The sequence below is a fragment of the Variovorax sp. OV329 genome (genome assembly GCF_900114785.1).
Lineage (GTDB): Bacteria > Pseudomonadota > Gammaproteobacteria > Burkholderiales > Burkholderiaceae_C > Variovorax.
The window spans coordinates 388,818-414,966 of sequence record NZ_FOUG01000004.1; the positions used below are offsets into that span (position 1 = coordinate 388,818).

24 protein-coding genes are annotated in these 26,149 nt (G+C 70.2%); 17 read left to right on the forward strand and 7 right to left on the reverse strand.

What is annotated here, in order from left to right; all coding sequences use genetic code 11:
• Nucleotides 1-63: 63 nt before the first annotated feature.
• Nucleotides 64-984 (reverse strand): tetratricopeptide repeat protein, encoded by a 921-nt coding sequence (locus tag BM345_RS09230; RefSeq protein ID WP_093378195.1) that lies wholly within the window; start codon nt 982-984, stop codon nt 64-66.
• A 36-nt stretch (nt 985-1,020) separates the two neighbouring features.
• Between BM345_RS09230 and purE the strand changes: the two genes are divergently transcribed.
• The 3 genes from purE to BM345_RS09245 are packed head-to-tail and all read left to right on the forward strand — an operon-like array spanning nt 1,021 to nt 3,754.
• On the forward strand, nt 1,021-1,575 hold the full coding sequence (purE, locus tag BM345_RS09235) for a 5-(carboxyamino)imidazole ribonucleotide mutase (RefSeq protein ID WP_093378197.1): 555 nt from the start codon (nt 1,021-1,023) through the stop codon (nt 1,573-1,575).
• Entirely contained in the window at nt 1,572-2,756 is a 1,185-nt protein-coding gene (locus BM345_RS09240; protein ID WP_302847503.1) for a 5-(carboxyamino)imidazole ribonucleotide synthase, read from the forward strand. Before purE ends, BM345_RS09240 begins: the two co-directional genes overlap by 4 nt.
• Entirely contained in the window at nt 2,753-3,754 is a 1,002-nt protein-coding gene (locus BM345_RS09245; protein ID WP_093378200.1) for an L-threonylcarbamoyladenylate synthase, read from the forward strand. Before BM345_RS09240 ends, BM345_RS09245 begins: the two co-directional genes overlap by 4 nt.
• A gap of 16 nt (nt 3,755-3,770) precedes the next feature.
• On the opposite strand, the gene dacB is transcribed toward BM345_RS09245, so the two are convergent.
• Complete coding sequence (gene dacB, locus BM345_RS09250; RefSeq protein ID WP_254789656.1) at nt 3,771-5,219, reverse strand: D-alanyl-D-alanine carboxypeptidase/D-alanyl-D-alanine endopeptidase; 1,449 nt, start codon at nt 5,217-5,219, stop codon at nt 3,771-3,773.
• A 34-nt stretch (nt 5,220-5,253) separates the two neighbouring features.
• Here dacB and BM345_RS09255 point away from each other — a divergent pair, with 34 nt between their 5' ends.
• The 7 genes from BM345_RS09255 (at nt 5,254) to BM345_RS09285 (ending at nt 12,692) form a co-directional block, all read left to right on the forward strand.
• A complete protein-coding gene (locus tag BM345_RS09255) occupies nt 5,254-6,279 on the forward strand; it encodes a DMT family transporter (RefSeq protein ID WP_254789657.1) in 1,026 nt (341 codons plus the stop codon).
• Nucleotides 6,279-6,959: a tRNA (adenosine(37)-N6)-threonylcarbamoyltransferase complex dimerization subunit type 1 TsaB gene (gene tsaB, locus BM345_RS09260; RefSeq protein ID WP_093378433.1), complete on the forward strand. Its 681-nt coding sequence runs from the start codon at nt 6,279-6,281 to the stop codon at nt 6,957-6,959. Before BM345_RS09255 ends, tsaB begins: the two co-directional genes overlap by 1 nt.
• Nucleotides 6,960-6,975: 16 nt before the next feature.
• Nucleotides 6,976-7,485, forward strand: coding sequence for a ribosomal protein S18-alanine N-acetyltransferase (gene rimI / locus BM345_RS09265; protein WP_093378203.1), 510 nt, complete (start codon nt 6,976-6,978; stop codon nt 7,483-7,485).
• Complete coding sequence (locus BM345_RS09270; protein ID WP_093378205.1) at nt 7,482-8,234, forward strand: uracil-DNA glycosylase family protein; 753 nt, start codon at nt 7,482-7,484, stop codon at nt 8,232-8,234. The genes rimI and BM345_RS09270 overlap by 4 nt, the downstream gene beginning before the upstream one ends.
• Nucleotides 8,235-8,275: 41 nt before the next feature.
• A complete protein-coding gene (gene pyrF / locus BM345_RS09275) occupies nt 8,276-9,100 on the forward strand; it encodes an orotidine-5'-phosphate decarboxylase (RefSeq protein ID WP_093378208.1) in 825 nt (274 codons plus the stop codon).
• A 240-nt stretch (nt 9,101-9,340) separates the two neighbouring features.
• Complete coding sequence (locus BM345_RS09280) at nt 9,341-11,170, forward strand: DUF1800 domain-containing protein (RefSeq protein WP_093378212.1); 1,830 nt, start codon at nt 9,341-9,343, stop codon at nt 11,168-11,170.
• Nucleotides 11,171-11,180: 10 nt separating this feature from the next.
• Nucleotides 11,181-12,692, forward strand: coding sequence for a DUF1501 domain-containing protein (locus BM345_RS09285; RefSeq protein WP_093378215.1), 1,512 nt, complete (start codon nt 11,181-11,183; stop codon nt 12,690-12,692).
• Here BM345_RS09285 and BM345_RS09290 read toward each other — a convergent pair.
• Nucleotides 12,676-13,491, reverse strand: a complete 816-nt coding sequence (locus BM345_RS09290) for an IclR family transcriptional regulator (protein WP_254789658.1) — start codon at nt 13,489-13,491, stop codon at nt 12,676-12,678. The genes BM345_RS09285 and BM345_RS09290 overlap by 17 nt on opposite strands.
• Nucleotides 13,492-13,618: 127 nt before the next feature.
• On the opposite strand from BM345_RS09290, the gene BM345_RS09295 reads away from it, so the two are divergent.
• From BM345_RS09295 to BM345_RS09320, 6 genes are all read left to right on the forward strand, one after another.
• On the forward strand, nt 13,619-14,584 hold the full coding sequence (locus tag BM345_RS09295) for an MBL fold metallo-hydrolase (protein WP_093378217.1): 966 nt from the start codon (nt 13,619-13,621) through the stop codon (nt 14,582-14,584).
• Between the two features lie 25 nt (nt 14,585-14,609).
• Nucleotides 14,610-16,304 (forward strand): FAD-dependent oxidoreductase, encoded by a 1,695-nt coding sequence (locus BM345_RS09300; RefSeq protein ID WP_093378220.1) that lies wholly within the window; start codon nt 14,610-14,612, stop codon nt 16,302-16,304.
• Nucleotides 16,305-16,315: 11 nt separating this feature from the next.
• Nucleotides 16,316-16,516 carry a DUF2783 domain-containing protein gene (locus tag BM345_RS09305; RefSeq protein WP_093378438.1) on the forward strand — a complete coding sequence of 67 codons (201 nt, stop codon included), beginning with the start codon at nt 16,316-16,318 and terminating at the stop codon, nt 16,514-16,516.
• Nucleotides 16,517-16,549: 33 nt separating this feature from the next.
• On the forward strand, nt 16,550-17,866 hold the full coding sequence (gene hmgA, locus BM345_RS09310) for a homogentisate 1,2-dioxygenase (RefSeq protein ID WP_093378223.1): 1,317 nt from the start codon (nt 16,550-16,552) through the stop codon (nt 17,864-17,866).
• Between the two features lie 31 nt (nt 17,867-17,897).
• Nucleotides 17,898-19,166, forward strand: coding sequence for a fumarylacetoacetase (fahA, locus tag BM345_RS09315; RefSeq protein WP_093378225.1), 1,269 nt, complete (start codon nt 17,898-17,900; stop codon nt 19,164-19,166).
• A gap of 155 nt (nt 19,167-19,321) precedes the next feature.
• Nucleotides 19,322-21,496 carry an Ig-like domain-containing domain gene (locus BM345_RS09320; protein WP_093378228.1) on the forward strand — a complete coding sequence of 725 codons (2,175 nt, stop codon included), beginning with the start codon at nt 19,322-19,324 and terminating at the stop codon, nt 21,494-21,496.
• Here BM345_RS09320 and BM345_RS09325 read toward each other — a convergent pair whose 3' ends face one another.
• Nucleotides 21,497-22,675, reverse strand: coding sequence for a M20 aminoacylase family protein (locus tag BM345_RS09325; protein ID WP_093378441.1), 1,179 nt, complete (start codon nt 22,673-22,675; stop codon nt 21,497-21,499).
• A gap of 14 nt (nt 22,676-22,689) precedes the next feature.
• Nucleotides 22,690-23,682: a tripartite tricarboxylate transporter substrate binding protein gene (locus BM345_RS09330; RefSeq protein WP_093378231.1), complete on the reverse strand. Its 993-nt coding sequence runs from the start codon at nt 23,680-23,682 to the stop codon at nt 22,690-22,692.
• Nucleotides 23,683-23,826: 144 nt separating this feature from the next.
• Here BM345_RS09330 and BM345_RS09335 point away from each other — a divergent pair, with 144 nt between their 5' ends.
• Nucleotides 23,827-24,711, forward strand: coding sequence for a LysR family transcriptional regulator (locus tag BM345_RS09335; protein ID WP_093378233.1), 885 nt, complete (start codon nt 23,827-23,829; stop codon nt 24,709-24,711).
• A gap of 6 nt (nt 24,712-24,717) precedes the next feature.
• Here BM345_RS09335 and BM345_RS09340 read toward each other — a convergent pair whose 3' ends face one another.
• Together BM345_RS09340 and BM345_RS09345 are read right to left on the reverse strand one after the other, a co-directional pair.
• Nucleotides 24,718-25,164, reverse strand: a complete 447-nt coding sequence (locus BM345_RS09340; protein ID WP_093378236.1) for an acyl-CoA thioesterase — start codon at nt 25,162-25,164, stop codon at nt 24,718-24,720.
• 83 nt (nt 25,165-25,247) lie between these two features.
• Complete coding sequence (locus tag BM345_RS09345) at nt 25,248-26,147, reverse strand: LysR family transcriptional regulator (protein WP_093378238.1); 900 nt, start codon at nt 26,145-26,147, stop codon at nt 25,248-25,250.
• Nucleotides 26,148-26,149 lie beyond the last annotated feature (2 nt).

A 26,149-nucleotide genomic window follows, 5' to 3' on the forward strand; every position in this document is an offset into this window, starting at 1 on the left:
GCGGGTCCTCGGTCCAAAGTTGGGCCGATGGTAGCCGCACTCCGTGCAGCGGCGCGCGGGGCCTCAGCTCAGGACGACGCTCGACAGGCGGCGGCGGTAGGTGGCCACCGTCGGATCGTCCGGCGGGATCTGGCCGTCGGCCACCTTGGGCCTGGGCGGCTCGATGATCTCCAGGATCGCGATGTAGGTCTTGCGCGCCAGGTCCTCGTTCCAGGCCTTGTCGCGCATCAGGATTTCCAGCAGCTCGTCCATGGCCTCGGTCCAATGCTGCTGCGCCATCAGCACCTGGGCGCGGCCGAAGCGGGCCTCGAAGTCGCGCTTGGCGGCGGCGATCTTCGCGTCGAAGTCCGCCAGCTGCGGGGCCTTGCCGGCCGGCGGCTGCGCGAAGTCGATGGCGTTCATCCAGCGCTGCAGCGCGTCCAGGCGGCGCACGCCGGGGGCCTTGGCGATCACCGGCGCGAAAGCCACCTTGGCGTCGTCGCTGCGGCCCTGCTGGAGCAGGAGCTTGATGTAGTCGAAGCGGGCGTCGTCGTTGGCCGGGTCGGTGGCCACGGCGTGCTGGAGCTTTTCCAGCGCGCCTTCGGTGTCGCCCTCGGCCAGGGCGGCACTGGCTTCCTCCTCGCTCTGCGCTGCTTCGGCCTCTTCGGCGCCGGGCACGTGCTTGTCCAGGAACTGGCGGATCTGGTCGGCCGGAATGGCGCCGACGAAGCCGTCCACCGGCTGGCCGCCGGAGAACATCACGCAGAAGGGGATGCTGCGCACGCCGAACATCTGCGAGAGCTGCTGCGAGATCTGCGGCACCTTGTCGGCGTCCAGCTTGGCCAGGGTGAAGCGGCCGGCGTACTCCACCTCGAGCTTCTCGAGCACCGGGCCGAGCTGCTTGCAGGGGCCGCACCACTCCGCCCAGATGTCCAGCAGGACCGGCTGGTTCATGGAGGCGTCGATGAGATCGGCCTGGAAGTTGTCGAGGGTGATGTCGATCATCTGATGAAGCTGAAGAGCGAAACGTAAAATTCGAGCATGAACCAACTGATTCAGGTCGGCGTCGTGATGGGCTCGAACTCCGATTGGGAGACGATGCGCCACGCGGTCGAGATTCTCCAGCAATTCGGTATCGCCCACGAAGCACGGGTGGTGTCGGCCCACCGCATGCCCGACGATCTCTTCGCCTACGCCGAAAACGCCGCCCCGCGCGGCCTGGCCGCGATCATCGCCGGCGCAGGGGGCGCGGCCCACCTGCCGGGCATGCTGGCGTCCAAGACGCCGGTGCCGGTGCTGGGCGTTCCGGTGGCCAGCCGCCACCTGCAGGGCGTGGATTCGCTCTACAGCATCGTGCAGATGCCCAAGGGCGTGCCGGTCGCCACCTTCGCCATCGGCAACGCCGGCGCGGCCAACGCGGCCCTGTTCGCGGTGGCCATGCTGGCGGTCAACAACCCCGGCCTGCGCCGCCAGCTCGACGAGTTCCGCGCCCGCCAGACCGAGGCCGCCCGCTCCATGGTGCTGCCGCCGCCCGCCGAGGGCGAGGCGCAGCCGCCGGTATCGCCCTTCACGCCCCAGGGCGGAGGCGCGCTGTGAGCGCTGCCACCGTCCGCAAGGCCCTGCTGCCCGGCGCCACGCTGGGCGTGATGGGCGGCGGCCAGCTGGGCCGCATGTTCGTCCACGCCGCCCAGCAGGCCGGCTACTTCACCGCCGTGCTGGACCCGGACGCCGACAGCCCGGCCGGCCGCGTGAGCCACCACCACGTGCATGCGGACTACCTCGACGGAGACGGGCTGGCCCGGCTGTCGCGCCTGGCCGACGCCATCACCACCGAATTCGAGAACGTGCCCGCCCGCGCCCTGGCCTCGCTGGCCGGCGACCGGCCGGTGGCCCCGGGGGCCGACGCCGTGTCCATCGCCCAGGACCGCATCCGAGAGAAGGCGCATTTCGTGAGCTGCGGCGTGGCCTGCGCCCCTTACGCCGTCATCGAGACGGCGGAGCAGCTCGCGGCGGTGGGCGACTACCTGCTGCCCGGCATCCTCAAGACCGCCAGCCTGGGCTACGACGGCAAGGGCCAGCAGCGCGTGACCACCCGCGGCGAACTGGGCGCCGCCTGGGCGGCCGCCGGCCAGGTGCCCTGCGTGCTCGAGAAGAAACTGGACCTGGCTTTCGAATGCTCGGTGATCGTGGCGCGCGGCCAGGACGGCAGCGCCGTCCACTTCCAGCCGCAGCGCAACCTGCACCGCGACGGCATCCTGGCCGTGACCGAGGCGCACGACGAGGCGCTGCCGGCGCCGGCCGCGCAGCAGGCCGTGGCCTCGGCGCTGGCCATTGCGCATGGCCTGAAGTACGTGGGCGTGCTGTGCGTGGAGTTCTTCGTGCTGCAGGACGGCTCGCTGGTGGTCAACGAGATGGCGCCGCGCCCGCACAACAGCGGCCACTGCACCATCGACGCCTGCGATTTCTCGCAGTTCGACCTGCAGGTGCGCACCCTGGCCGGCCTGCCGCTGGTCACGCCGCGCCAGCACAGCCCGGCCATCATGCTCAACCTGCTGGGCGAGCTGTGGCTCACCCGCGGCGCCAAGCCGGTCGAGCCCGACTGGCCCGCGGTGCTGGCACTGCCGGGGGCGCAGCTGCACCTGTACGGCAAGCTGGAGGCGCGTGCCGGTCGCAAGATGGGCCACCTCAACATCACCGGCCCCAGCGTGGCGGCGGTGCGCGACACCGCCGCCAAGGCGGCCGCCGTGCTGGGCCTGCCCTCGCCCTTCGCCGCATGATCCTGGACGGACATTCGCGCGAGGCGATCGAGGAGGCCGCCACCCGGCTGCGCGCCGGCCAGCTGGTGGCCTTCCCGACCGAGACGGTCTACGGCCTGGGCGCGGACGCGGCCAACGACGACGCCGTGGCGGGCATCTTCGCCGCCAAGGGCCGGCCGGCGGACCACCCGCTGATCGTCCACGTCTGCGCCGGCACCAAGGGCGACGAGGCGCTGTCGCGCTTCGCCCTGCCGCTGCCCGAGTTCGCGATGAAGCTGGTGCATGCCTTCTGGCCCGGCCCGCTCACGCTGATCGCGCCGCGCCAGCCCGGCGTGGCGAGCGCCGCCGCCGGCGGTCAGGACACCATCGGCCTGCGCTGCCCCTCGCACCCCGTGGCGCAGGCGCTGCTGACGGCCTGCGCCGAGCACGGCGTCGCCGGCCTGGCCGGCCCCAGCGCCAACCGCTTCGGCCGCGTGAGCCCCACGACTGCGCAGCATGTGCAGGGCGAATTCGACGACGCGCTGCTCATCATCGACGGCGGGGCCTGCGAGGTGGGCATCGAATCGACCATCGTCGACTGCAGCCGCGGCGTGCCGGTGCTGCTGCGCCCCGGCGTGATCACCCGCGCGCAGATCGAGGCCGCCTGCGGCGAGAAGCTGCGCGACCGGCACGACCTGTCCGCCCCCGACCCGCGCGCCTCGGGCACGCTGGAGGCGCACTACGCGCCCAGCGCCAAGGTGCGGCTGATGGACGCCAAGGCGATCCGGACCGCGCTGGAGCTGCTGGGCGCGGACGCGGCGCACATCGCCGTGTGGTCGCGCACCGAGCTGAAGAGCCGCTCCTCGAAGGTGCTGCTGCGCCGCATGCCCGACGACGCGGCCGCCACCGCGCAGCTGCTCTTCGCCACGCTGCGCGACTTCGATGCCCAGGGCGTGAAGCTGATCTGGGTGGAGACGCCGCCGGACGACCACGACTGGGAAGGCGTGCGCGACCGCCTGCAGCGGGCCGCTGCCTCCTGAGCCGCGCGGCGCCGCCTCAGTCCTGCGCCGTCCAGTCCACCAGCGCGTCGAAGGCGGCGCGTGCCGCCGCGGCATTGGCATGGTTGGCGATGGCCACCAGCACGTAGCGCCGGCCGCTGGCGCCGTCCACGTAGCCCGCGAGGCCGGCCACGCCGTACTCGGGCATGGTCCCCGACTTGAGGTGCGCCGCCGCGCCCGAGCGCAGCTGGCGCCGGCGCAGCGTGCCGTCCACGCCGGCGATGGGCAGCGACGACATCAGCTCCGGCATCACCGGCGAACGCCAGGCCACCTGCAGCATGCGGCCCAGCCCCGCGGCGGTGACGCGCGCCTCCATCGACAGGCCCGAGCCGTTGTCGAAGACCGGCTGGCCCTCGCCGGTGCCGATGCGCTCGTTCCACCACTGGCGCATGGTGGCGCGGGCGTTGGGGAAGCTGCCGCGGCGCTTCTGCACGAGGCCCAGCGTGAGGAAGAGCTGATCCGCCATCACGTTGTTGCTGTACTTGTTGATGTCGCGGATCACCTCGGCCAGCGGCGGCGAGGGCAACTCGAAGGCCGGCGCCAGGCCCGCAGGCACACGGCCCTCGCGCACCGTGCCCTGCAGCTGCCCGCCCATCTGCGCCCACAGCCCGGCAATGGCGCGGGCGGCGAAGCTGTCGGGGTCGGGGTAGGCCACGATCCACGTGCCTTCGCCGCAGCCGGCCGGATAGGCGCCGCCGAAGCTGAATTGCGTGGCCTGGAAGTCGCCGCGCATCGGCGTGCGCCAGTCGCCGCAGGCCTTGCCCTCGCCGCCCAGCGGCACCGACGTCGGGATGGCCACGCCGGCCAGCGGCGGCATCACGTCGATGCGCGCGACCTGGTTTGCCGTGTCGGGCGTGAAGCTCAGCTGCACCGACTTGAAGTTGACCAGCAGCGCATCGGCACCCGCGTTGTAGGCCCGCAGCGGCCGGCCGTCGAATGCGCCCGGGTCGTGCGCGCCGGTGTCGAAGGCACTGCGGTCCAGCACGATGTCGCCGGCGATGCGCTGGATGCCCAGCGCCTGCACCTTGCGCAGCAGCAGCCACAGGCGCTCGATCACCAGCTTGGGGTCGCCCTGGCCCTGGATGTAGAGGTTGCCCTCCAGCACGTTGCCGCGCACGGCGCCGTCGGTGTAGACCGGCGTGCTCCAGGTGAAGGCCGGGCCCAGGATGTCCAGTCCGGCGTAGGTGGTGACCAGTTTCATCACCGAGGCCGGGTTCACCGGCTCCTGGCTGCGCCAGGCCAGCCGCGGCGGGCGCTGGCCCTCGGCGTCGGCCACCAGCAGGGTCACGGCCTCGCGCGGCACCTTGGCGCGCACCAGGGCGGCCTCGACTTCGCGGGGCAGCGTGCCGTCGCCGGGCGCCGCGACGGCGGCCAGCGAGACGGAGAGAAGAAGGGGGGCGAGAAGCGCGGCCATGCGGCGCGCAGCGGTCTGAAAGGCCGTGGGCATGCCCCGAATTATCCGGCCCTGGATAATCCGGCCCATGTCCCCGCCTGCCGTGCCCGCCCATCCGCCACCTCGTTTCTCTCCCCGGGCGATGGGCATGACGGCAGCCGTCGTCACGGTGACAGTGTGGACGGCCTTCATCATCATCGCCCGGGCCTCCGCAGGGCGCTCGCTCACGCCCTTCGACATCACGCTGGCCCGCATCCTGGGCGCGAGCGTGGTGCTGGTGCCGTGGGGCGCCTGGCTGGTGGCCAAGGCACGGCGTGGCGGCAAGCGCGATTTCGGCTCTCTCTTCGGCCTGTCGCCGCTGCCGCTTCGCATCACGGCGCTGATCGGCGTCTTCGCGGGCGTCGCCTACGCCACGCTGGCCTACGCCGGCTTCTTCTACGCGCCGGCGGCCCATGCCTCGGTGCTGATGCCCGGTAGCCTGCCGCTGTGGACCGCGCTGCTGGCCGCCTGGGTGCTTCGCGATCGCATCACGCCGCTGCGCGCGGCCGGCCTGGCGCTGATCGTGGCCGGCGACCTGCTGGTGGGCGGGCGCAGCCTGCTGCATGCCTGGAGCGGCGGCAGCGAGGTGTGGAAGGGCGACCTGCTCTTCATGAGCGCCGCCTTCTGCTGGGGCTGCTACAGCGTGGTGGCCCGCAAGCACGGGCTCGACGCGGTGCGCGCCACCATCGCGCTCACCGTGTTCGCCTTCATGAGCTTCGTGCCGGTGTACGGGCTGCTGTGCCTGGCCGGCTGGGTGCACTCCAACATCGGCACCGCGCCCTGGGGCGAGTTCGCCTTCCAGATGCTGTTCCAGGGCCTGGGCTCGGTCGTGATCTCGGGCATCAGCTTCACCCGCATGGTCCAGCACTTCGGGCCGGTGCGCACCACCATGATCACGGCGCTGGTGCCGGGCCTGTCGGCATTGGGCGCGGTGCTGTTCCTGAACGAGCCGCTGTACTGGAACCTGATCGCCGGCCTGCTGCTGGTGACGGCCGGCATCCTCTTCGGCGTGCAGCGCACGGCGGCGGCCCGGCCGCAGGCGCCGGTGGCGGCGCGCGGGGCCTCGGGCGCATGATGGCCCGCCTGCTTGCCTTCGACACCAGCACCGAGACGCTCTCGGTGGCCGTGCGCCACGGCGACGCGCTGCTCGAGCGCAGCGGCGAGGGCGGGGCGCAGGCTTCATCCACGCTCATCCCGCTGATCCAGTCGCTGCTGGCCGAGGCCGGCCTCACGCTGCGCGAACTCGACGCCATCGCCTTCGGCCGCGGGCCGGGCTCCTTCACCGGGCTGCGCACCGCCTGCTCGGTGGCGCAGGGCCTGGGCTTCGGCGCCGGCGTGCCGCTGCTGCCGGTGGACACGCTGCTGGCCGTGGCCGAGGAAGCGCGCGAGCGCTTCGGCGCGCAGCAGGTGCTGGCGGTGCTGGACGCGCGCATGGAGCAGGTCTACAGCGCCGCCTACGACTTCGCCGCCAGCCCCGCCCCCGAGGTCGAGCCGCAGCTGACGGCGCCTGAAGAACTGGTGCTGACGCCCGGCTACGTGCTGGCCGGCAACGCCTTCGATGCCTATGGCGAGCGGCTGCCAGCCGGGGCCGCACGCCACCCGGCGCTGCCGACCGCGGCCGCCATGCTGCGCCTCGCCCCCACCATGCTGGCGGCGGGTCGCACGGTGTCGCCGGCGGACGCGTGGCCGCTCTACGTTCGCGATAAAGTGGCGCAGACCACGGCCGAACGGGCCGCGGCCAAGCAAGCCAACTGACACCCTTCCTTTTCTCATGAGCGCGGTACTGCATTCCTTCGAAGCGCGGCTGGAGCCCCTCACGCCCGAGTGGGTGGATGCGGTCGTGGCCGTGGAGCAGCGCGCCTACACGCATCCCTGGACGCGCGGCAACTTCATCGATTCGCTGGCCGTGGGCTACCACTGCCAGATGCTGGTGGCGGGCCATACGCTGCTGGGCTACTTCGTGGCCATGAAGGGCGTGGACGAGGTGCACCTGCTCAACATCACCGTGGCGCCGGAGTACCAGCGCCAGGGCTGGGCGCCGCTGATGCTGGAGGCGCTGTGCGGCTGGTCGCGCGGCCAGGGCGCGCAGTGGCTGTGGCTGGAAGTGCGTGCGAGCAACCAGCGCGCCATGGACGTCTACGCCCGCAAGGGCTTCCGCCGCGTGGGCGTGCGCAAGGGCTACTACCCGGCATTCGACAACCGGCGCGAGGACGCCATCGTCATGAGCCTGCGCCTGGACGAGAGCGACACCGCCTGGGGCGGCGTCCACGCATTGAAATGAACGACGCCGTGGCCGACGACGACATCGACGACAGCGCCCAGGCGCGCGAGGTGCTGCAGCTGGACGCCCGCCGGCGCGAGATGCTGGAGCTGATGGGCGTGCGCCTGTGGTGGCCCGAACCCAAGGCGGCGCCGCCGTCCGGGGCTGCGGTCAGGGCGTCGATGCGCGAGGCCGCGCCGAGCGCGGCGCCCGCCCGTTCCGCACCTCCACGAAGCACCGCGGCCGCCACCGACGGCTTGCTGGCCGATCTCCCGCGGCGCCTCTTCGGCGGGGAAGCCGCCACCGGCGGCTGGCTGATCGTGGCCGACCTGCCGCCCGACATGCTGGGCGGCTACGGCGATGCGCTGGCCGGCGACGAAGGCCGGCTGCTGGCGAACATGCTGCGCGCCCTGCGCGTGGACGGCGGCGAAGTGCCGGTCCACCTGGTGCGCGTGCACCGCGGCGGCAGCGTGCAGTCCGGCGAGGGGATGCCGCGCCCGCTCGATGAGGTGCTTGGCAATGGATGCGCGCCGTTGGCGCCACGCATCGTCCTGACGCTCGGCCCGCTGGCCGCCCAGGCGCTGCTGCGCCGCGCCGGCCCCATCGGCAAGCTGCGCGGGCAGGCCCAGTCGCTGCCGGAGGACGGCCCGATGGCCGGTGCGCCCGCCCTGGCCAGCTATCCGCTCACCTACCTGCTGCGCAACGGCGCCGAGAAGGCCAAGGCCTGGGCCGACCTCTGCCAGGCCGCTGCACTGGCCGCCGGCCGGTAACGCCCCTGGGCGGCGGGGCGGCCCAACTAAAATCCAGCCCCATGACTTTCCTCGACCAGCTGCAAAGGGCGGCCCGGACAAACCGCTCGCTGCTGTGCGTGGGCCTCGACCCCGAACCCAAGCGCTTCCCCGGCGCCATGCAGGGTGACGCAAGCCGCATCTACGACTTCTGCGCCCGCATCGTCGACGCCACGGCCGACCTGGCCATCGCCTTCAAGCCGCAGATCGCCTACTTCGCCGCCCACCGTGCCGAGGACCAGCTGGAAAAGCTGATGGAGCACATGCGCCGCAACGCGCCCCACGTGCCCACCATCCTGGACGCCAAGCGCGGCGACATCGGCTCCACCGCCGAGCAGTACGCGGTGGAGGCCTTCGAGCGCTACGGCGCCGATTCGGTGACGCTGTCGCCCTTCATGGGCTTCGATTCGGTGTCGCCCTACCTGCAGTACCACGGCAAGGGCGCCTTCCTGCTGTGCCGAACCAGCAACCCCGGCGGCGACGACCTGCAAGCGCAGCGCCTGGCCAGTGTCGACGGTGAGCCGCTGCTGTACGAGCACGTGGCGCGCCTGGCCCAGGGGCCGTGGAACCTCAACGGCCAGCTGGGCCTGGTGGTGGGCGCCACCTACCCGGCCGAGATCGAGCGGGTGCGCGCCCTGGCGCCCACCGTGCCGCTGCTGATCCCCGGCGTGGGCGCCCAAGGCGGCGATGCGGTGGCCACCGTCAAGGCCGGCTGGCGCGAGGACGCGCCGATCATCGTCAACTCCTCGCGGGCCATCTGCTACGCCTCTTCGGGCGACGACTTCGAGGCCGCGGCGCGCCGCGTGGCCACCCAGACGCGCGACGCGCTGGAGCAGGCCAAGGGCTGATCCGCTGGCCCGCCGACGCGGCCAATGGATCGGATTGGGCCTGAAGCTCCGCAAGGCGCTTCGACAATTCCTGTCAGTCCGCTGGCCCACTTGTGCCCGCAAAAGCCATAAAAAGTCACACTTTTCGGGCCCAGCGCATACCTTCTTCCGTCATTTGAGCTGCCGGCCTGCCGCGCGGCGGTGCGGCATGGGGCTTGCCTTCCATGCCCCAGGCGCGCCTGCGCCGAGGAGCGAGGAAACATGGTCGAAGAAGAAATCATGGCCGGCCCGGCGGGCTTGGCCGAGCAAGCCGTGCCCGCCCGCACGGCAGCCACTGCGGCAACTGCTGCGTCTGCGGCCACACCGGACGCCACCGGCGCGACCGGGCCCGCAGCCGCTGCGGCCCTCGCTGCCGCTGCCCTGCTGGCCGCCTGCGGAGGTGGTGGCGGAGGCAGCGACAACGGCGGCGGCGCAGCGCCCGGCGGCAGCACGTCCGGCTCGCTGGCGCCGCTGGCGAATTCGCCCACTGGCAGCAGCTATGCCTACACCAGCGCCAAGAGCGATGCCGAGGCGGCGCGCTTCCTGATCCAGGCGCAGGGCTACGCCACCGACAGCGACATCGCGGCCGTGCGCTCGCAGGGCTACCTGCCCTGGCTTGCCGGGCAGTTCGATGCCGCGCCCACGCAAAGCGGCTGGGACTGGTTCAACGGCAAGTACCAGGCCGTGACCAACCTGAGCTTCGACAACATGATCTGGGCGCAGCTCATGGGCTCGAGCGACGGCATGCGCAAGCGCATGGCGCTGGCGCTGTCGGAGATCTTCGTGGTCTCGGGCAACGACATCGGCTCCAGCTTTCCCCATCACATGATGGCGCAGTACTGGGACACGCTGGTAGCCGGCGTCACCGGCAACTTCCGCACCCTGCTGGAGGACATCAGCCTCAACCCGGCGATGGGCCACTACCTCAACACCAAGGGCAACCAGAAGGAGAACAGCCAGGGCCGGCAGCCGGACGAGAACTATGCGCGCGAGGTCATGCAGCTCATGACCATCGGCCTGGTGCAACTTGACAGCAAGGGCCAGCCGAAGACCGCCGGTGACGGCACCCGGTTGGACTCCTACACGCAGGACGACGTGACCAACCTGGCGCGCGTCTTCACCGGCTACGACCTGAACGTGGCGGCCGGCGAGGAGAACGCAGGCGTCAGCACCCTGTGGACCACGCGGCCGATGGCGCTGTTCGCGGCGCGCCACTCGACGATGGCGGCCAACTTCCTGGGCGCCTCGGTGCCGGGCGGCACCGACGGCAAGGCGGCGCTGAAGATCGCGCTGGACACGCTGCACGGCCATCCCAATGTCGGCCCCTTCATCGGCAAGCAGCTGATCCAGCGCCTGGTCACCAGCAACCCCAGCCCCGACTACGTGGGCCGCGTGACCGCGGTGTTCGAGAACAACGGTGCCGGCGTGCGCGGCGACATGCGCAGCGTGTTCGCCGCCGTGGTGCTGGACAACGAGGCACGCGGCCCGGCAGGCCTGTCGGACGCCAACTTCGGACGGCTGCGCGAGCCGATGCTGCGGCTGGTGCAATGGGGCCGCACCTTCGGCATCGGTTCCGCGCTGGGCACCTGGGGCATCGGCAACACGAGCGACAACGCGAACGGCCTGGGCCAGAGCCCGCTGCGCTCGCCCTCTGTGTTCAACTTCTTCAGGCCGGGCTACGTGCCGCCTTCCACCGCGATCGCCGGCAACGGCATGGTGGCGCCGGAGTTCCAGCTGGTGAACGAGACCACGGTCGGTGGCTACCTCAACTTCCTGCAGAACCGCATCTCGATCGGCAGCGGCTTCAACAAGGACGTGATCGCCAGCTACAACAGCGAGAAGGCCATCGTGCTCGACGCCTCGGCGCTGGTGGATCGGCTCAATCTGCTGATGTGCGGCGGCCAGCTCTCCAAGGCCAGCACCGACCTCATGAAGGGCGCGCTGGCCACGCCGGCCCTGACCGCAGCCAGCACCGACGCCAACAAGATGAACCGCATCTACGCAGCGGTCCTGATGGTGATGGGCTGCCCCGAATACCTCGTCCAGAAATAAGGCGGCCCACATGCACTACATCGATCCCAAGGGCCACACCCGCCGCGCCTTCCTGCGACGTTCCGGCGCGCTGGCCATGGCCGGCACCGCCACGCCCTTCGCGCTGAGCCTGTCGGCCATGAGCGATGCCGCCGCGCAGACGGCCACCGACTACAAGGCGCTGGTCTGCGTCTTCCTGTATGGCGGCTGCGACTATTCCAACACCGTCATTCCCTACGACGACCTGAGCTACAACCAGTACAGCACCATCCGCGTGCCGCAGGCCTCGGGCGGCATCGCCATCGCCAAGGACACGGCGCTGGCCGCCACGGCGCTCAATCCGACCGTGGCCCTTCCCAATGGGCGGCAATTCGCGCTGCACCCGCAGATGACCGCGCTCAAGGGCCTGTTCGATGCCGGCACGGCGGCCGTGCAGCTCAACGTGGGCCCGCTGGTGGTTCCGCTGTCGCGCGCGCTCTACAACAACAGCAACAAGAAGCTGTACCCGGCGCCGCCCAAGCTCTTCTCGCACAACGACCAGCAGTCGACCTGGCAGTCGTCCTCGCCCGAGGGCTCCACCATCGGCTGGGGCGGCAACATCGGCGACCTGGTGATGGGCGGCAACGGCAACTCGCTGTTCACCTGCATCTCGGTGTCGGGCAACGCCGTCTTCCTGTCGGGCGACAACGCGCTGCAATACCAGGTGAGCACCGGCGGTGCGGTGAAGATCAACAGCGTGAGCGGCACCGGCAGCGTGTTCGGCTCCAACACGGTGAAATCCGCCATGGCGCAGCTCGCGCAGCAGGCGCGCAGCCACAACCTGGAGAACGAATACAACAAGGTGACAAAGCGCGCGGTGGACGCCGAAGGCCAGATCACCAGTGCCATCAGCGGTGTCACCTATCCCATCAACAACACCGGCGCAGCCGGCTCCTTTCCCGACACGGGCCTGGGCCGCCAGCTGGCGATGGTGGCGCGCCTGATCCGCGGACAGGGCGCGCTGGGTGCCAGGCGGCAGGTGTTCTTCGTCTCCATGGGCGGCTTCGACCTGCACGACAACCTTATCGGCAGCCAGGGGCCGCTGCTCAAGCAGCTCAGCGATGCGATGTCGGCCTTCCAGGGCGCCATGGCCACCGCCGGCCTGGGCGACAAGGTCACGACCTTCACTGCCTCCGACTTCGGCCGCACGCTGGCGTCGAACGGCGACGGCACCGACCACGGCTGGGGCAACCACCACTTCATGGTGGGCGGCGCGGTCAAGGGCAACGCCATCTACGGCTACGCGCCGCCGGTGAGCATCATCAACGACAGCAAGCTCGCGGGCTACGAGGGCCACGTGGGCCAGGGCCGCCTTATTCCCACCACCTCGGTGGACCAGTACGGCGCCACCATGGGCAAGTGGTTCGGCCTGAACGACGCGCAGCTGGCCGAGATCCTGCCCAACCTGAAGAACTTCGGCGGTTCGCTGACGGCGAACGAAACCGCGGGCGCCAGCGTGACCTACGACTATCCGAAGGACGTGGGGTTCATGAAGCCGGCCTGACGGCCAGCGCCCCGAGCCGCTGCGAGACCTCGCTGGCGCAGCCCGACAGGGCACGCGCCAGCGGGCCATCCCAGGCCGTGTCCAGCACGCCCGCCGGACCGATCACCGTGAGCGCCAGCACGATCGCCCCGGTGTGGTCGAACACCGGCGCCGACATCGCATTGATGCCCGGGATGACCTCGCCCTCGGAGCGGCTGAGGCCGTGCTTGCGCACCTCGTCCAGGCTGGCCTCGAACTCGTTCCAGGGCGGAACCGCCGGGGCCGGCGGCATGCCGGGCTCGTCGCCGGCACCGCCTCGACGGCGCTCTTCCTCCAGCATCTTCTTCACCACCTCGCTGGCCAGGTAGGCACCGAAGATCCGGCCCGACGCGGTGCTGGTGAGCGAGAACACCGTGCCGTGCCGCATGTTCACATGCACCGGCGAGGGCGACTCCGCCACCCGAACGATGGTCGAGCCGCGCGCCCCCCACACCGCGATCGCCACCGTCTGCCCGATCTGCTGCGACAGCTCGGCGATCAGCGGCGTGGCCACGTGCACCGGGTTGGCCTGCTGCAGGCTGATCAGCCCCAGCTGCAGCGCCAAGGGCCCAAGCTGATAGTGGCCATTGCTGCGGTCTTGCTCGATGAGCCCCAGCCGACCGAAACTGACCATGTACGGGTGCGCCTTGGCGGGCGCCATGTCGGCCTCGCGGGCCAGGTCCTTGAGCGCCATGGGGCGGCCGTGGTGCACCAGCGCCTTCAAGAGCTGGCCGCCCACCTCGATGCTCTGGATGCCGCGCTGGTTGGAGTCAGTGGCCACGGTATTCGCCCCTCAGGAGAAATTCGTTGATACAAAAAGCATTAGACATTATCTGATTGCGGTCCTACACTCCGGCAAAATTCGTTCAATGCGAATTCGTTTACCTTAGACGAACAGGAGACACACGATGAGCCAGCAGCCCACCAAGGCATTCGCCAGCCAGGCCGACCTCGAAGAGAAGAAGGTCACGTTCAGCCAGATCTCGGAGCACGCCTGGGCGTACACCGCCGAGGGCGACCCGAACACCGGCATCATCATCGGCGACGACGCCGTGCTGGTGGCCGACACGCAGGCCACGCCGGCCATGGCCGCGGACGTGATCCGCCGCATCCGCGAGGTCACCGACAAGCCCATCAAGTACGTCGTCCTGACGCACTACCACGCGGTGCGCGTGCTGGGCGCCAGCGCCTACCAGCCCCAGCAGATCATCGCCAGCCAGGACACCTACGACCTGATCGTGGAGCGCGGCGAGCAGGACAAGGCCAGCGAGATCGGCCGCTTCCCGCGTCTGTTCTCCAACGTGGAGACGGTGCCCCCGGGGATGACCTGGCCCACCATGACCTTCACCGGCAAGATGACGCTGTGGCTGGGCAAGCTGGAAGTGCAGCTGCTGCAGCTGGGCCGCGGCCATACCAAGGGCGACACCATCGTGTGGCTGCCCGGCGAGAAGGCCCTGCTGTCGGGCGACCTGGTGGAGTTCGGTGCCACGCCCTACGCGGGCGACGCCTACTTCAAGGACTGGCCGCAGACGCTGGACAACCTCGCCGCGCTCAAGCCAAAAGTGCTGGTGCCCGGCCGTGGCGCGGCGTTGACCACGCCGGAGGAAGTGAGCAAGGGCCTGAGCGAAACGCGCGACTTCATCGCCGACATGCACGCCTCGGTGAAGGCCGGCGTGGCCGCGGGCAAGGACCTGAACGCGGTCTACAAGGACACCTACGCGGCGCTCAAGCCCAAGTACGGCCACTGGGTCATCTTCGACCACTGCCTGCCCTTCGACGTGACGCGCTGCTACGACGAGTCGACGAAGCACGTCGACCCGCGCATCTGGACGGCCGAGCGCGACGTGGAGATGTGGAAGGCGCTGGAAAACTGAGTCGAGGCGGGAAGGCCGCATCGCCATGAACCTGAAGGACTTCGCCGCCGCTGCCGCCGCCGACGCGGCCGGCCCACTCGACTATCAGCAAGTCGCGTTCGACTACGTTCGCCACGCCGACCAGGACGCCGCCGTGCCGGGGCGCCGCCCGGTGGTCGTGGTGGGCGCCGGCCCGGTGGGCCTGGCCCTGGCCATCGACCTGGCGCAGAAGAAGGTGCCGGTGCTGGTGCTGGAAGGCGGCAGTGCGCTGTCCACCGGCTCGCGGGCCATCTGCTTCGCCAAGCGCACGCTGGAGGTCTTCGACCGGCTGGGCTGCGCCGACCGCATGGTGGACAAGGGCGTGTCGTGGAAGGTGGGCCGGGTCTACTTCGGCACCGAGGAGGTGTACCGCTTCGACCTGCTGCCCGAGGCAGGCCACGAGCGCCCGGCCTTCATCAACCTGCAGCAGTACTACGTCGAAGGCTACCTGGTGCAGCAGGCGGCACAGCTTCCAAACATCGAGCTGCGCTGGCACAACAAGGTGACCGGCCTGGTGCAGCAGGACGACGGCGTGCGCCTGACCATCGAGACGCCCGAGGGCCGCTACGAGCTGGACGCCGACTACGTGGCGGCCTGTGACGGCTCGCGCTCGCAGCTGCGGGCGCTGCTGGGACAGGAGGCCAAGGGCCGCGTGTTCCGCGACCGCTTCCTGATCGCCGACATCTCGATGGACGTGGAACTGCCGACCGAGCGCCGCTTCTGGTTCGCGCCGCCCTTCCATCCTGGCCAGAGCGTGCTGCTGCACAGGCAGGCCGACGGCATGTGGCGCGTGGACTTCCAGCTCGGCTGGGACGCCGACCCGGTGGCCGAGCGCCAGCATGAGCGCATCCGGCCGCGGGTGCGGGCCCTGCTCGACAGCATCGGCCACCCGCAGGCGCAGTTCGAGATCGGCTGGGCGAGCGTCTACACCTTCGCCTGCCAGCGCATGGAGCGCTTCCGCCACGGCCGCGTGCTCTTCGCCGGCGACAGCGCGCACGGCGTGTCGCCCTTCGGTGCGCGCGGCGCCAACTCGGGCGTGCAGGACGCGGAGAACCTGGCGTGGAAGCTCGCCGCCGTGCTGCGCGGCGAGGCCCCGCCCACGCTGCTGGACAGCTACGGCAGCGAGCGCGAATACGCGGCCGACGAGAACATCCGCCACTCGACCCGTGCCACCGACTTCATCACGCCCAAGAGCGAGGTGAGCCGGCTGTACCGCGACGCGGTGCTGGCGCTGTCGAACAAGCATGTGTTCGCGCGCACGCTGGTCAACAGCGGACGGCTCTCGACCGCCACCGTGCTGCGTGGCTCGCCGCTGAGCGCGCCGGATGCGGATGCCTTCGCCGGCGCCATGGTCCCCGGCGCCTCGGCCGCCGATGCGCCGGTGCTGCGCGCCGATGGCAGCACGGGCTGGCTGCTGCGCTCGCTCGCGCCGCACCAGTTCAACCTGCTGGTCTTCGGCGAGGGCGATGGCAAGACGCGCGTGGACGCGCTGGGTGCCCAGGTGAACGTGGTGCGGATTCCGCTCGACGAGGCCCACACGGTCGCCGCTCAGCGCTTCGACGCGCAGCCCGGCACCGCCTACCTGCTGCGCCCCGACCAGCACGTGTGCGCGCGCTGGCGCCATGCCGATGCACAGGCGATCGGCGCCGCACTGGAGCGCGCGCTGGGCCGCGTGCCCGCGCCCGAGCGCGCAGCCGCTTGAAGGACATCGAGATGAGCAGCACCCAGCACCTGATCACCGACGCGCACCTGGAGTCGCCCGACGACTTCTACGAGGCATTGATCGAGGCCCACCAGGGCCTGAGCACCGAGCAGAGCCATGCGCTCAACGCGCGCCTGGTGCTCCTTCTGGCCAACCACATCGGCGCGCTGCCGGTCCTGCGCGAGGCGCTGGCCGCCGCGCGCGAGGCCTGAATCCATCATCCATTCGACGACGAGAGCACCGCCATGAGTTCTTCCCACACCACGGAGCGCCGCTACCAGAGCGGCTTCGGCAACGAGTACGCCACCGAGGCGGTGGCCGGTGCGCTGCCGCAGGGCCGCAACAGCCCGCAGCGCGCGCCCTTCGACCTGTACCCCGAGCTGATCTCCGGCACTGCCTTCACCGCGCCGCGGCACGAGAACCGCCGCAGCTGGGTGTACCGCCGCCAGCCCTCGGTGGTGGCCGGCCGCTACAAGCCTTATGCGCAAGCGAGCTGGCGCACCGGCGGCGACCGCGAGGTGGCCGTGCCGCCCGAGCCGATGCGCTGGCACCCGGCGCCGCTGCCGGCCAATGTCGCCGACATCGACTTCGTCGACGGCGTGCACACGCTGGCCGCCAACGGTGATGCCGACGCGCAGCTGGGCATCGCGGTCCACATGTACCTGGCCGGCCGCTCGATGGAGAAGCGCGCCTTCGTCAATGCCGACGGCGAGATCCTCTTCGTGCCGCAGCAGGGCCGCCTGGTCATCACCAGCGAGATGGGCGTGCTGGAGGTGAAGCCGGGCGAGATCGCCCTGGTGCCGCGCGGCGTCGTGTTCAAGGTGGCGCTGCCCGACGGCCCCTCGCGCGGCTACCTGTGCGAGAACTACGGCGCGCAGTTCCGCCTGCCGGAGCTGGGCCCCATCGGCTCCAACGGCCTGGCCAACGCACGCGACTTCCAGGCGCCCGTGGCCGCCTACGAGCACGAGGGCGAGGTCGCCTACGAACTGGTGAAGAAGTTCGGCGGCCGCTTCTGGACCGCGCCCACCAGCCACTCGCCTTTCAACGTGGTGGCCTGGCACGGCAACCTCTCGCCGGTGAAGTACGACACGGTCAACTTCATGACCATCGGCTCGATCAGCTTCGACCATCCCGATCCGTCCATCTTCACCGTGCTCACCTCGCCCAGCGACACGCCCGGCACGGCCAACTGCGACTTCGTCATCTTCCCGCCGCGCTGGCTGGTGATGGAGAACACCTTCCGTCCGCCCTGGTACCACCGCAACGTGATGAGCGAGTTCATGGGCCTGGTGTATGGCGAGTACGACGCCAAGCCGGGCGGCTTCAAGCCCGGCGGCGCCAGCCTGCACAACGCCATGGTGCCGCACGGCCCCGACGAGGAAGCCTTCGACAAGGCCAGCCACATGGACCTCAAGCCGCAGAAGCTGGACAACACGCTGGCCTTCATGTTCGAGAGCCGCTATCGCTTCATTCCCACCGAGGCCGCGCTGAACAGCCCGGTGCTCGACGACGACTACGCCGACTGCTGGGCTGGCCTCAAGGACCAGTTCAAGCCCGCCTGAGCCAGAGCCTGCCCAACACGAAGAGATCCACATGTACGACATCGACGCCACCCACGACCCCGAGCTCAAGAGCTGGGTTGCCTCCGCCAACGAGACCGGCGCGGAATTCCCCATCCAGAACCTGCCCTTCGGGCGTTTCCGTCCGGCCGGCAGCAACGGCGGCTGGCGCATCGGCGTGGCCATCGGCGACCAGGTGCTGGACCTGCGCGTGGCCGGCGTGATCGACACCGACGACATGAACGCCCTGATGGCGGCGAAGCCCGAGGAGCGCCAGGCCCTGCGCCGTCGCATCTCCGAAGGCCTGCGTGAAGGCAGCGGCGACAAGGCTGCCTGGTCCGAGGCGCTGCTGGCGCAGGCCCAGTGCGAGTTCACCGTGCCCTGCAAGGTCGGCGACTACACCGACTTCTACACCGGCATCCACCACGCCACCACCATCGGCAAGCTCTTCCGCCCCGACCAGCCGCTGATGCCCAACTACAAATGGGTGCCCATCGGCTACCACGGCCGCGCCAGCTCCATCGTGGTGAGCGGCCAGGACTTCAAGCGCCCCAAGGGCCAGACCAAGGCGCCTGACGCAGCCGAGCCCAGCTACGGCCCCTGCAAGCGCCTGGACTACGAGCTGGAGCTGGCCTTCTACGTCGGCGCCGGCAACGCGCTGGGCGAGCCGGTGCCCATGGCCGAGGCCGAGTCGCACCTGTTCGGCGTGGGCCTGATCAACGACTGGTCGGCGCGCGACATCCAGGCCTGGGAATACCAGCCGCTGGGCCCCTTCCTGTCGAAGAATTTCGCCTCCACCGTGTCGCCCTGGATCGTGACCATGGAAGCGCTCGCTCCCTTCCGTTCCGCTTTCACGCGCGCCGAAGGTGATCCGCAGCCGCTGCCCTACCTCGACTCGCCCGGCAACCGCGAGCGCGGCCAGCTGGACATCACGGTCGAGGTGCTGCTGCAGACCGCGAAGATGCGCGAAGCAGGCACGGCCCCGCATCGGCTGACCAAGGGCAGCGTCGCCGAGGCGGCCTACTGGACCGCCGCGCAGCTGGTGGCGCACCACACGGTGAACGGTTGCAACCTGCAGCCGGGCGACCTGCTGGGCTCGGGCACGCTGTCGGGCCCCACGCCGGATGCCTGCGGCTCGCTGATCGAACTCACGCTGGGCGGCAAGCAGTCCATCGAATTGCCCAACGGCGAGAAGCGCACCTTCCTGGAAGACGGCGACACGCTCATCCTGCGCGGCTGGTGCGAGCGCGACGGCGCGGTGCGCATCGGCTTCGGCGAAGCGCGCGGCACGGTTCGCGAATAAGCCGCCCGATAGTCGCCGTCAGCGGGGCTAACCCTAGCTGGCTGCGACTTCCTTCACACTATATAAAACTGGCGGCGAGCCTTTCGCAGCCGGCTTGTTGGTCAGTGCTCCTGCTGCGGTCAGAACAACCCCAAGACTTTGGTCAGGAGACATCGATGCAAGTTCGAGCGTTCGTGCGGCGCGCGCGCCGCCTGCTGCCGCTGGCCGCGCTGGTCGCGGTTCCCGCCCTGTCGCTGGCCGCAGGCGTCAGCGTGAAGATGGACTTCGACAGCCCGTCCACCAGCCCCTTCCCCAGCGACCGCTTCACGGTGCCGGACTGGACGCAGAACACCTTCCGGCGCGTGAAGCTGCCCAAGCCGGACTGCGCGGTGCGCGTGTCCGACTGCCAGGACATCGACGTCATCAACACGCTGGACGGCTTCAACACCCAGCCGCGCATCACCGTCCCCTTCACCGGCGACATCGACCCGGCCACCGTCAACAGCGACACGCTGTACCTGCTGAACCTGGGCGACACGCTCTCGGGCCGCGGCTTCGGGCAGGAGGTGGGCATCAACCAGGTGTCGTGGGACGTGGCGAGCAAGACGCTGGTGGCGGAATCGGACGAGCTGCTGCAGGAGCACACCCGCTACGTGCTGGTGATCACCAACGGCATCCGCGACGCACAGGGCAAGCGCATCGAGGGTGGCCGCTACGGCAACCTGGGCAAGGACAACGACCGCGACCGCGATCGCGATCACGACCGTGACCGCGACACCATGGACTACCGCCGGCAGCTGCAGGAGGCCGACCGCTGGGTCCGCCCCGAGCGCAACGCCGTGGTGGGCCTGAGCCTGTTCACCACGCAGAGCATCAGCGCGGACCTGCGCAAGATCCGCGACCAGATCCGCCGCTCCAACCCCGCGCCGCTGAACTTCATGATCGGCAACTCGGGCAGCGTGCGCGCGGTGTTCCCGGTGGCCGGCCTCACCGGCATCCAATGGAACCGCCAGACCGGCACGGCGCCGGCCTTCACGTCGTCCTTCGTGCCGACGCCGGCGCTGCAGGTGGTGCCGGGGGCCGTCGGCCGCGTGGCCTTCGCCACCTTCCGTTCGCCCGACTACATGAACGCGGAGCGGGTCATCCCCGCCACCGGCACCCTGCTCGGGCAGCCTTCGCCGCAAGGCAGCAACGACCTGCTGGTCGAGATCTTCCTGCCCAGCGGCGCGCGCCCGGCGGGCGGCTGGCCAGTGGCGCTCTTCGGCCACGGCTTCACCGACAGCATGTACGGCGCGCCGTGGACGGTGGCCTCGGTCTTCGCCTCGCGCGGCATCGCCACCATGGCGATCAGCGTGGTGGGCCACGGCGGCGGCGCGCAGGGCACGCTCAACGTGCTGCCGACCGGGGGCGCGCCGGTGGTGCTGCCTTCGGGTGGCCGCGGCTTCGACCAGGACGGCAACGGCACCATCGATTCCACCGAGGGCGTGGGCGCGGTGGGCGCGCAGACCATCGTCTCCAGCCGCGACGGCCTGCGCCAGACGGTGGTGGACCTGATGCAGCTGGTGCGCCAGATCCAGGCGGGCATCGACGTGGAGGGCGACGGTTCGGTGGACATCGACCGCAACCGCATCTACTACGCGGGCCAGTCCTTCGGCGGCATCTACGGCACCATCTTCCTGGGCGTGGAAGGCGCGGTGCGTGCCGGCGTGCCCAACGTGCCGGGTGGCTCCATCACCGAGGTGGCGCGCCTGGGCGCCTTCCGGCCGCTGACCGGCCTGGCGCTGGCCACGCGCCAGCCGCAGCTGCTGAACCTGCCGCCGACGCAGGCGCTGCCGATCCCGGTGAATTTCAACGAGAACATCCCGCTGCGCAATGTGCCGCCGCTGGTCAACAACGTGCCGGGCGCGGCCGCGATCCAGCTGGTGCTGGAGAACAACGAGTGGGTGCAGCAGACCGGCAACCCGGTGAGCTACGCGCCCTACATCCGCAAGCAGCCGCTGCCGGGAAACGTGGCCAAGCCGGTGATCCTGCAGTTCGCCAAGGGTGACCAGACGGTGCCCAACCCGACCACCACCGCGATCCTGCGGGCGGGGCAGCTGCAGGACCGGGCGCTGTTCTATCGCAACGACCTGGCCTTCGCGGCCAACGCAGGGATTCCGAAGAACCCGCACACCTTCCTGACCAACATCGGTGTCGCGGCGGCTGCGCCGCTGGCGGTGGCGGCGCAGACGCAGATTGCGCTGTTCTTCGCGACCGATGGCGCGACGGTGATCGACCCGGATGCAGCCGGCCCGCTGTTCGAGATGCCGGTCGTGCCGCCGCTGCCGGAGACGCTGAACTTCCTGCCTTGATCAGGCCTGCTTGAGGAAGCGCTCGGCCAGCAGCACCCAGTAGGCTGCCCCGAGCGCGACGTTGTCGTCATTGAAGTCGTAGCCGGGGTTGTGCACCATGCAAGCGCCGGCACTGTCGCCGTCGCCGTTGCCGATCAGCAGGTAGCTGCCCGGCACCTTCTCCAGCATGAAGGCGAAGTCCTCGCTGCCGGTGAGCGGCGGGCCCTGCAGCGTGACGCGCTCGGCGCCCACCAGTTCCAGCGCCACCTCGCGCGCGAAGGCGGTTTCCTGCGGCGTGTTGACCAGCACCGCGTAGCCCTTGCGCCAGTCGATCTCCGCCTCGCAGCCGAAGCTCTCGGCCTGCGCGGCGATGATGGCCTTGATCCGCTGCTCCAGCAGGGCGCGCACATCGCGGTCGAGCGCGCGCAGGCTGATCTCCAGCGTGGCGCTGGCCGGAATCACGTTGTTGGCCTTGCCCGCGTGGATGGCGCCTACCGTGACCACCGCCATCTGCAGCGGATCGATGTTGCGCGAGACCACGCTCTGCAATGCCATCACGGTGCTGGCAGCGGCCACCACCGGGTCGGCGGTGCGGTGCGGCATGGCGCCGTGGCCGCCGACCCCGCGGATGGTGACGGTGGCGTAGTCCGACGAGGCCATGGCCGCGCCCTCGCGCAGCGAGAAGCGGCCCTGCGGGATGCCGGGCATGTTGTGCATGGCGAAGACCGCTTCGCAGGGGTACTTGTCGAACAGGCCGTCGTCGATCATGCGCACGGCGCCGCCCCCGCCTTCCTCGGCCGGCTGGAAGATCAGGTTGAGCGTGCCGGTGAAGCGCCCGCGCGTGGCCAGGTGGTGCGCGGCGGCCAGCAGCATGGCGGTGTGGCCGTCGTGGCCGCAGGCGTGCATCACGCCATGGTGGCAGCTGGCATAGGGCAGGCCGGTGGCCTCGTCGATGGGCAGGGCGTCCATGTCGGCGCGGATGCCCAGGTGCCGCTTGCCGTCGCCGCGCACCAGGCGGCCCACCACGCCGGTGCCGCCCAGGCCGGTCTCCACCTGGTAGCCCCAGGCCTCGAGCTTCTGGGCCACCAGCGCCGCGGTGCGGTGCTCGCCGAAGGCCAGCTCGGGGTGGCGATGGATGTCGCGGCGGATGCCGATGAATTCCGCGGACTGCTGCTGCAGGTCTTCAAGCAGGGTGCTCATCATTCGATCGATGCCTATTGGGGTTGCAGGTTGATGGATCTCGCGATGTCACGGTAGCGGGCGGTCTCGTTCTCGAAGAACTTCTGCGCCTCTTCCAGCGACATGGGGGCCGATGCCAGCTGCGTCTGCGCAGCCAGTTGCGAGCGTACCCCAGGGTCCGCCAGCGTGGCGCCGATGGCCTTGTGCAGGCGCTGCACCGCTTCCTCGGGCGTCTTGCGGGGCACCATCAGGCCGCTCCAGGTCTTGTAGTCGAAGTCCTTGAGCTCCCTGGTCTCGCTCATCGCAGGCACGTTCTTCAGCAGCTCCGAGCGCTTCGCGCCCAGCTGGCCGATCACCTTCAGGCGCCCCTGCTCGGCCATGGTGCCCATGGCGGTGCTGTAGACCAGCACCGCGAAGTCGACCTGGCCGCCGGCGATGTCCTGCAGCAGCGGGGCGTTGCCCTTGTAGGGCGCGTGGTTGAGCTTGATGCCCGTCTGCAACTGCACCTTCTCCAGCAGCAGGTGGTAGAGCGAGCCGATGCCCACGCTGCCATAGTTCAGCGGCGCGGCCGGATTCTTGCGTGCCAGGGCGACGAGTTCGTCCACGCTGTTGGCCGGCAGGTCCTTGCGCGTGACGAAGACCATCACCGCCTCGGCCACCGGCGCCACCAGCCGGAAGTCCTCGGCCTTGAGCTTCACCGCCGCGTTGGCCAGCGGCGAGAGGATCACCTCGTTGGGCGAGCCCTGGAACAGGTAGTGACCGTCGGCCGGCGCGGCCAGCACCTTCTGGGCCGCGATGGCGCCGCTGGCGCCGCCCAGGTTCTCCACGATCAGCGGCTGGCCCAGCTCCCGGCCCAGCGGCGTGGCGAAGATGCGCCCGATGGCATCGGAGGGACCGCCGGCCGGGTAGGGAACCATCAGGCTGACCGGCTTGGCGCCGGAGATCTGCTGGGCGGACGCCACGCCGGCCGCGGCCAGCAGGCCGCAGGCGAGAAGGGCGCGCCTGCGCAGGAACAAGGACTTCGTCATGGGTCGGTCGCTTTCCGTGGGTTGTGAGCGCGCCGCATGGGTGAATAGGAAGTGGGCGCCGTTTCATCGTAGGAGCGGCCCAACAGGCCGTCCAATGCATTGTTCTATGCATTAGCATGAGTCGAACTCATCCGAACCGACGCCATGACCCTGGTGCAGATCCGCCACTTGATCTCGCTGGCCACCACCGGCTCCTTCAGCGCCTCGGCGCAGGCCATGCACCTGACGCAGCCCGCGCTCAGCCGCAGCATCCGCGCGCTGGAGGACGAACTGGGCGTGCCGCTGTTCGACCGCATCGGCCGGCGCAACGAGCTGACGCCCTTCGGCAGGCAGGTGCTGGAGCGTGCCCGGCAGCTGGCGCTGGATGCCGACGAACTTCACGACAGCGCACGCCTCATGGGCCAGGCCGAGGGCGGCGAGCTGCGCGTGGGCATGGGCTCGGGGCCGGGCGCCATGCTGATGACCCCACTGCTGATGCGCATGGCCGAGCGCCATGCCCGGGTGAAGGTGGTGGTGGCGCGCGGCCAGACCGATCTGCTGCTGCAGGCCCTTCGGGCGCGCACGCTGGACGCGCTGGTGGTGGACGCGCTCTCGCTCAAGCCCGCTCCCGACCTGAAGATGGACACGGTGCGCGAGATGCGCGGCGTGTTCATGTGCCGGCCCGGGCATCCGCTCGCGCGCAAGCGCAGCGGCGTGCGCTTTGCCGACGTGCAGCGCTATCCCATCGCCTCCACGCCGCTGAGCGACCAGGTCGCCGGCGCCCTCGTCGAAGCCTATGGGCCGCAGGCGCACCCGGATGCCTGCGTCACCCTGCAATGCGAGGAGCTGCAAAGCCTGGTGGACGTGGCCCGCCGAAGCGATGCCGTGCTGTTGGCCATCCGCGCCGCCGCGCCAGAGCTGGTCGAACTCGACATGCGCCCGGCCCTCAAGCGCGTGGCGCGCTTCGCGCTGGTCACGCTGGCGCGGCGCACCGAGGCGCCCTCGCTGCGCATCCTGCGCGCGCTGATGGACGAGCAGCTGCGCGATTGAAGCGTACTAGGGAGAGTTCGATCGGCTGGCCGCGAGGTGGGCCCGCACCCGCTCGGCCAGCGCCATGGCGTGCGGCGTCTCCGGCGTGAAGGTGTCTACCGGCACCGGCTTGCCCTCGGCGTCGACCGCGACGAAGACGATCAGGCATTCGGTGGTCTTCTGCAGCTCGGCGCCGGACTTCATGTCGCCGCTGCGCACCTCCACCGAGATGTTCATGCTGGTGCTGCCGGTGAAGACCAGCCGGGCCTCCACTTCGACCAACTCGCCGATGTGGATCGGCCGGTGGAAGCGGATGCTGCCGATGAACACGGTGACGCAGTAGCGCTTGGACCAGCTGGTGGCGCAGGCGTAGCCGGCCTCGTCGATCCATTTCATGACGGTGCCGCCGTGCACCTTGCCGCCGAAGTTGACGGTGCTGGGCTCGGCCAGGAAGCGCAGGATGATGCTGGACATGGCGAAGAACTCCTCCGAAAGGCGGGCTGTGGTTTTTCCAGGGATTATGAGAGCGCCCCGGCGCCTGGGAACTATCAGATTTGTCAGCCACCGCCAAACAGCTGCGCCATCGTCCGGCGCAGCCACGCGTTGCCGGCGTCGGCATGGAAGCGCTCGTGCCAGTGCTGCTTGACGGCGTAGCTGGGCAGGGCGAAGGGCGGCTCCACCATCTTCACCGCCTCCTGCGTCGCCAGCACCTCGCCCAGCACGCGCGGCACGATCACCAGGAGCTCGGTGCGCGCCACGATCCGCGCCACGCCCAGGAAGCTCGAAAGGTGCGCCACCACCCGCCGCTCGATGCCCTGGCGGGCGATGGTCTTGTCCACGATGGCATGCCCCGTGCCCGACGAGCTGACCACCGCATGCGCCTCGGCCGAGAAGCGCTTGACCGTCATGCGTCCGCCGGTAATGCGCGGATGGTCCCTGGCCACCAGGCAGACGAAGTTCTGCTTGAACAAGGTCTGCTGATAGAAGCCGGCGTCCAGCTGCGGCATGAAGCCCACCGCCAGGTCCACCTCGCCATCCTCCAGCCGTCGCGCGCTGGCGGTGGAGACGATCTCGGTCTCGATGCGCACGCCCGGCGCGGCCTGCCGCAGGTGGCCCAGCAGGGCGGGCAGCAGCACCACCTCGCTGATGTCGGTCAGGCAGATGCGGAAGCTGCGCTGCGCCGTCGCCGGGTCGAAGGCCACGCGGCTGCCGCGGGCGATCTCCAGCTGGGCCAGCACCTCGCGCAGGGCGGGGTAGAGCTCCTGCGCCCGCGGCGTGGGCAGCATGCCCTGGGCGGTGCGGGTGAACAGGCGGTCGTCGAAATGCAGGCGCAGCTTGTTCAACGCCGTGCTGGCCGCCGACTGCGCCAGGCCCAGGCGCTCGGCTGCCTTGGAGACGCTGCCGCCCTGGTAGACCTCGTCGAATACATGGATCCAGTCCAGGTCCAGTCCGGCCATGG

Excerpts from the sequence above, each read along its gene's own strand:
- BM345_RS09280 (WP_093378212.1), top strand. The coding sequence starts at position 9,341 with ATGGTCGAAGAAGAAATCATGGCCGGCCCGGCGGGCTTGGCCGAGCAA.
- dacB (WP_254789656.1), bottom strand. The coding sequence starts at position 5,219 with ATGCCCACGGCCTTTCAGACCGCTGCGCGCCGCATGGCCGCGCTTCTC.
- BM345_RS09245 (WP_093378200.1), top strand. The coding sequence starts at position 2,753 with ATGATCCTGGACGGACATTCGCGCGAGGCGATCGAGGAGGCCGCCACC.
- BM345_RS09305 (WP_093378438.1), top strand. The coding sequence starts at position 16,316 with ATGAGCAGCACCCAGCACCTGATCACCGACGCGCACCTGGAGTCGCCC.
- BM345_RS09270 (WP_093378205.1), top strand. The coding sequence starts at position 7,482 with ATGAACGACGCCGTGGCCGACGACGACATCGACGACAGCGCCCAGGCG.
- BM345_RS09330 (WP_093378231.1), bottom strand. The coding sequence starts at position 23,682 with ATGACGAAGTCCTTGTTCCTGCGCAGGCGCGCCCTTCTCGCCTGCGGC.
- BM345_RS09320 (WP_093378228.1), top strand. The coding sequence starts at position 19,322 with ATGCAAGTTCGAGCGTTCGTGCGGCGCGCGCGCCGCCTGCTGCCGCTG.
- BM345_RS09340 (WP_093378236.1), bottom strand. The coding sequence starts at position 25,164 with ATGTCCAGCATCATCCTGCGCTTCCTGGCCGAGCCCAGCACCGTCAAC.
- BM345_RS09285 (WP_093378215.1), top strand. The coding sequence starts at position 11,181 with ATGCACTACATCGATCCCAAGGGCCACACCCGCCGCGCCTTCCTGCGA.
- BM345_RS09325 (WP_093378441.1), bottom strand. The coding sequence starts at position 22,675 with ATGAGCACCCTGCTTGAAGACCTGCAGCAGCAGTCCGCGGAATTCATC.
- BM345_RS09295 (WP_093378217.1), top strand. The coding sequence starts at position 13,619 with ATGAGCCAGCAGCCCACCAAGGCATTCGCCAGCCAGGCCGACCTCGAA.
- tsaB (WP_093378433.1), top strand. The coding sequence starts at position 6,279 with ATGGCCCGCCTGCTTGCCTTCGACACCAGCACCGAGACGCTCTCGGTG.
- BM345_RS09230 (WP_093378195.1), bottom strand. The coding sequence starts at position 984 with ATGATCGACATCACCCTCGACAACTTCCAGGCCGATCTCATCGACGCC.
- BM345_RS09335 (WP_093378233.1), top strand. The coding sequence starts at position 23,827 with ATGACCCTGGTGCAGATCCGCCACTTGATCTCGCTGGCCACCACCGGC.
- hmgA (WP_093378223.1), top strand. The coding sequence starts at position 16,550 with ATGAGTTCTTCCCACACCACGGAGCGCCGCTACCAGAGCGGCTTCGGC.
- rimI (WP_093378203.1), top strand. The coding sequence starts at position 6,976 with ATGAGCGCGGTACTGCATTCCTTCGAAGCGCGGCTGGAGCCCCTCACG.
- BM345_RS09300 (WP_093378220.1), top strand. The coding sequence starts at position 14,610 with ATGAACCTGAAGGACTTCGCCGCCGCTGCCGCCGCCGACGCGGCCGGC.
- purE (WP_093378197.1), top strand. The coding sequence starts at position 1,021 with ATGAACCAACTGATTCAGGTCGGCGTCGTGATGGGCTCGAACTCCGAT.
- BM345_RS09255 (WP_254789657.1), top strand. The coding sequence starts at position 5,254 with ATGTCCCCGCCTGCCGTGCCCGCCCATCCGCCACCTCGTTTCTCTCCC.
- pyrF (WP_093378208.1), top strand. The coding sequence starts at position 8,276 with ATGACTTTCCTCGACCAGCTGCAAAGGGCGGCCCGGACAAACCGCTCG.
- BM345_RS09345 (WP_093378238.1), bottom strand. The coding sequence starts at position 26,147 with ATGGCCGGACTGGACCTGGACTGGATCCATGTATTCGACGAGGTCTAC.
- fahA (WP_093378225.1), top strand. The coding sequence starts at position 17,898 with ATGTACGACATCGACGCCACCCACGACCCCGAGCTCAAGAGCTGGGTT.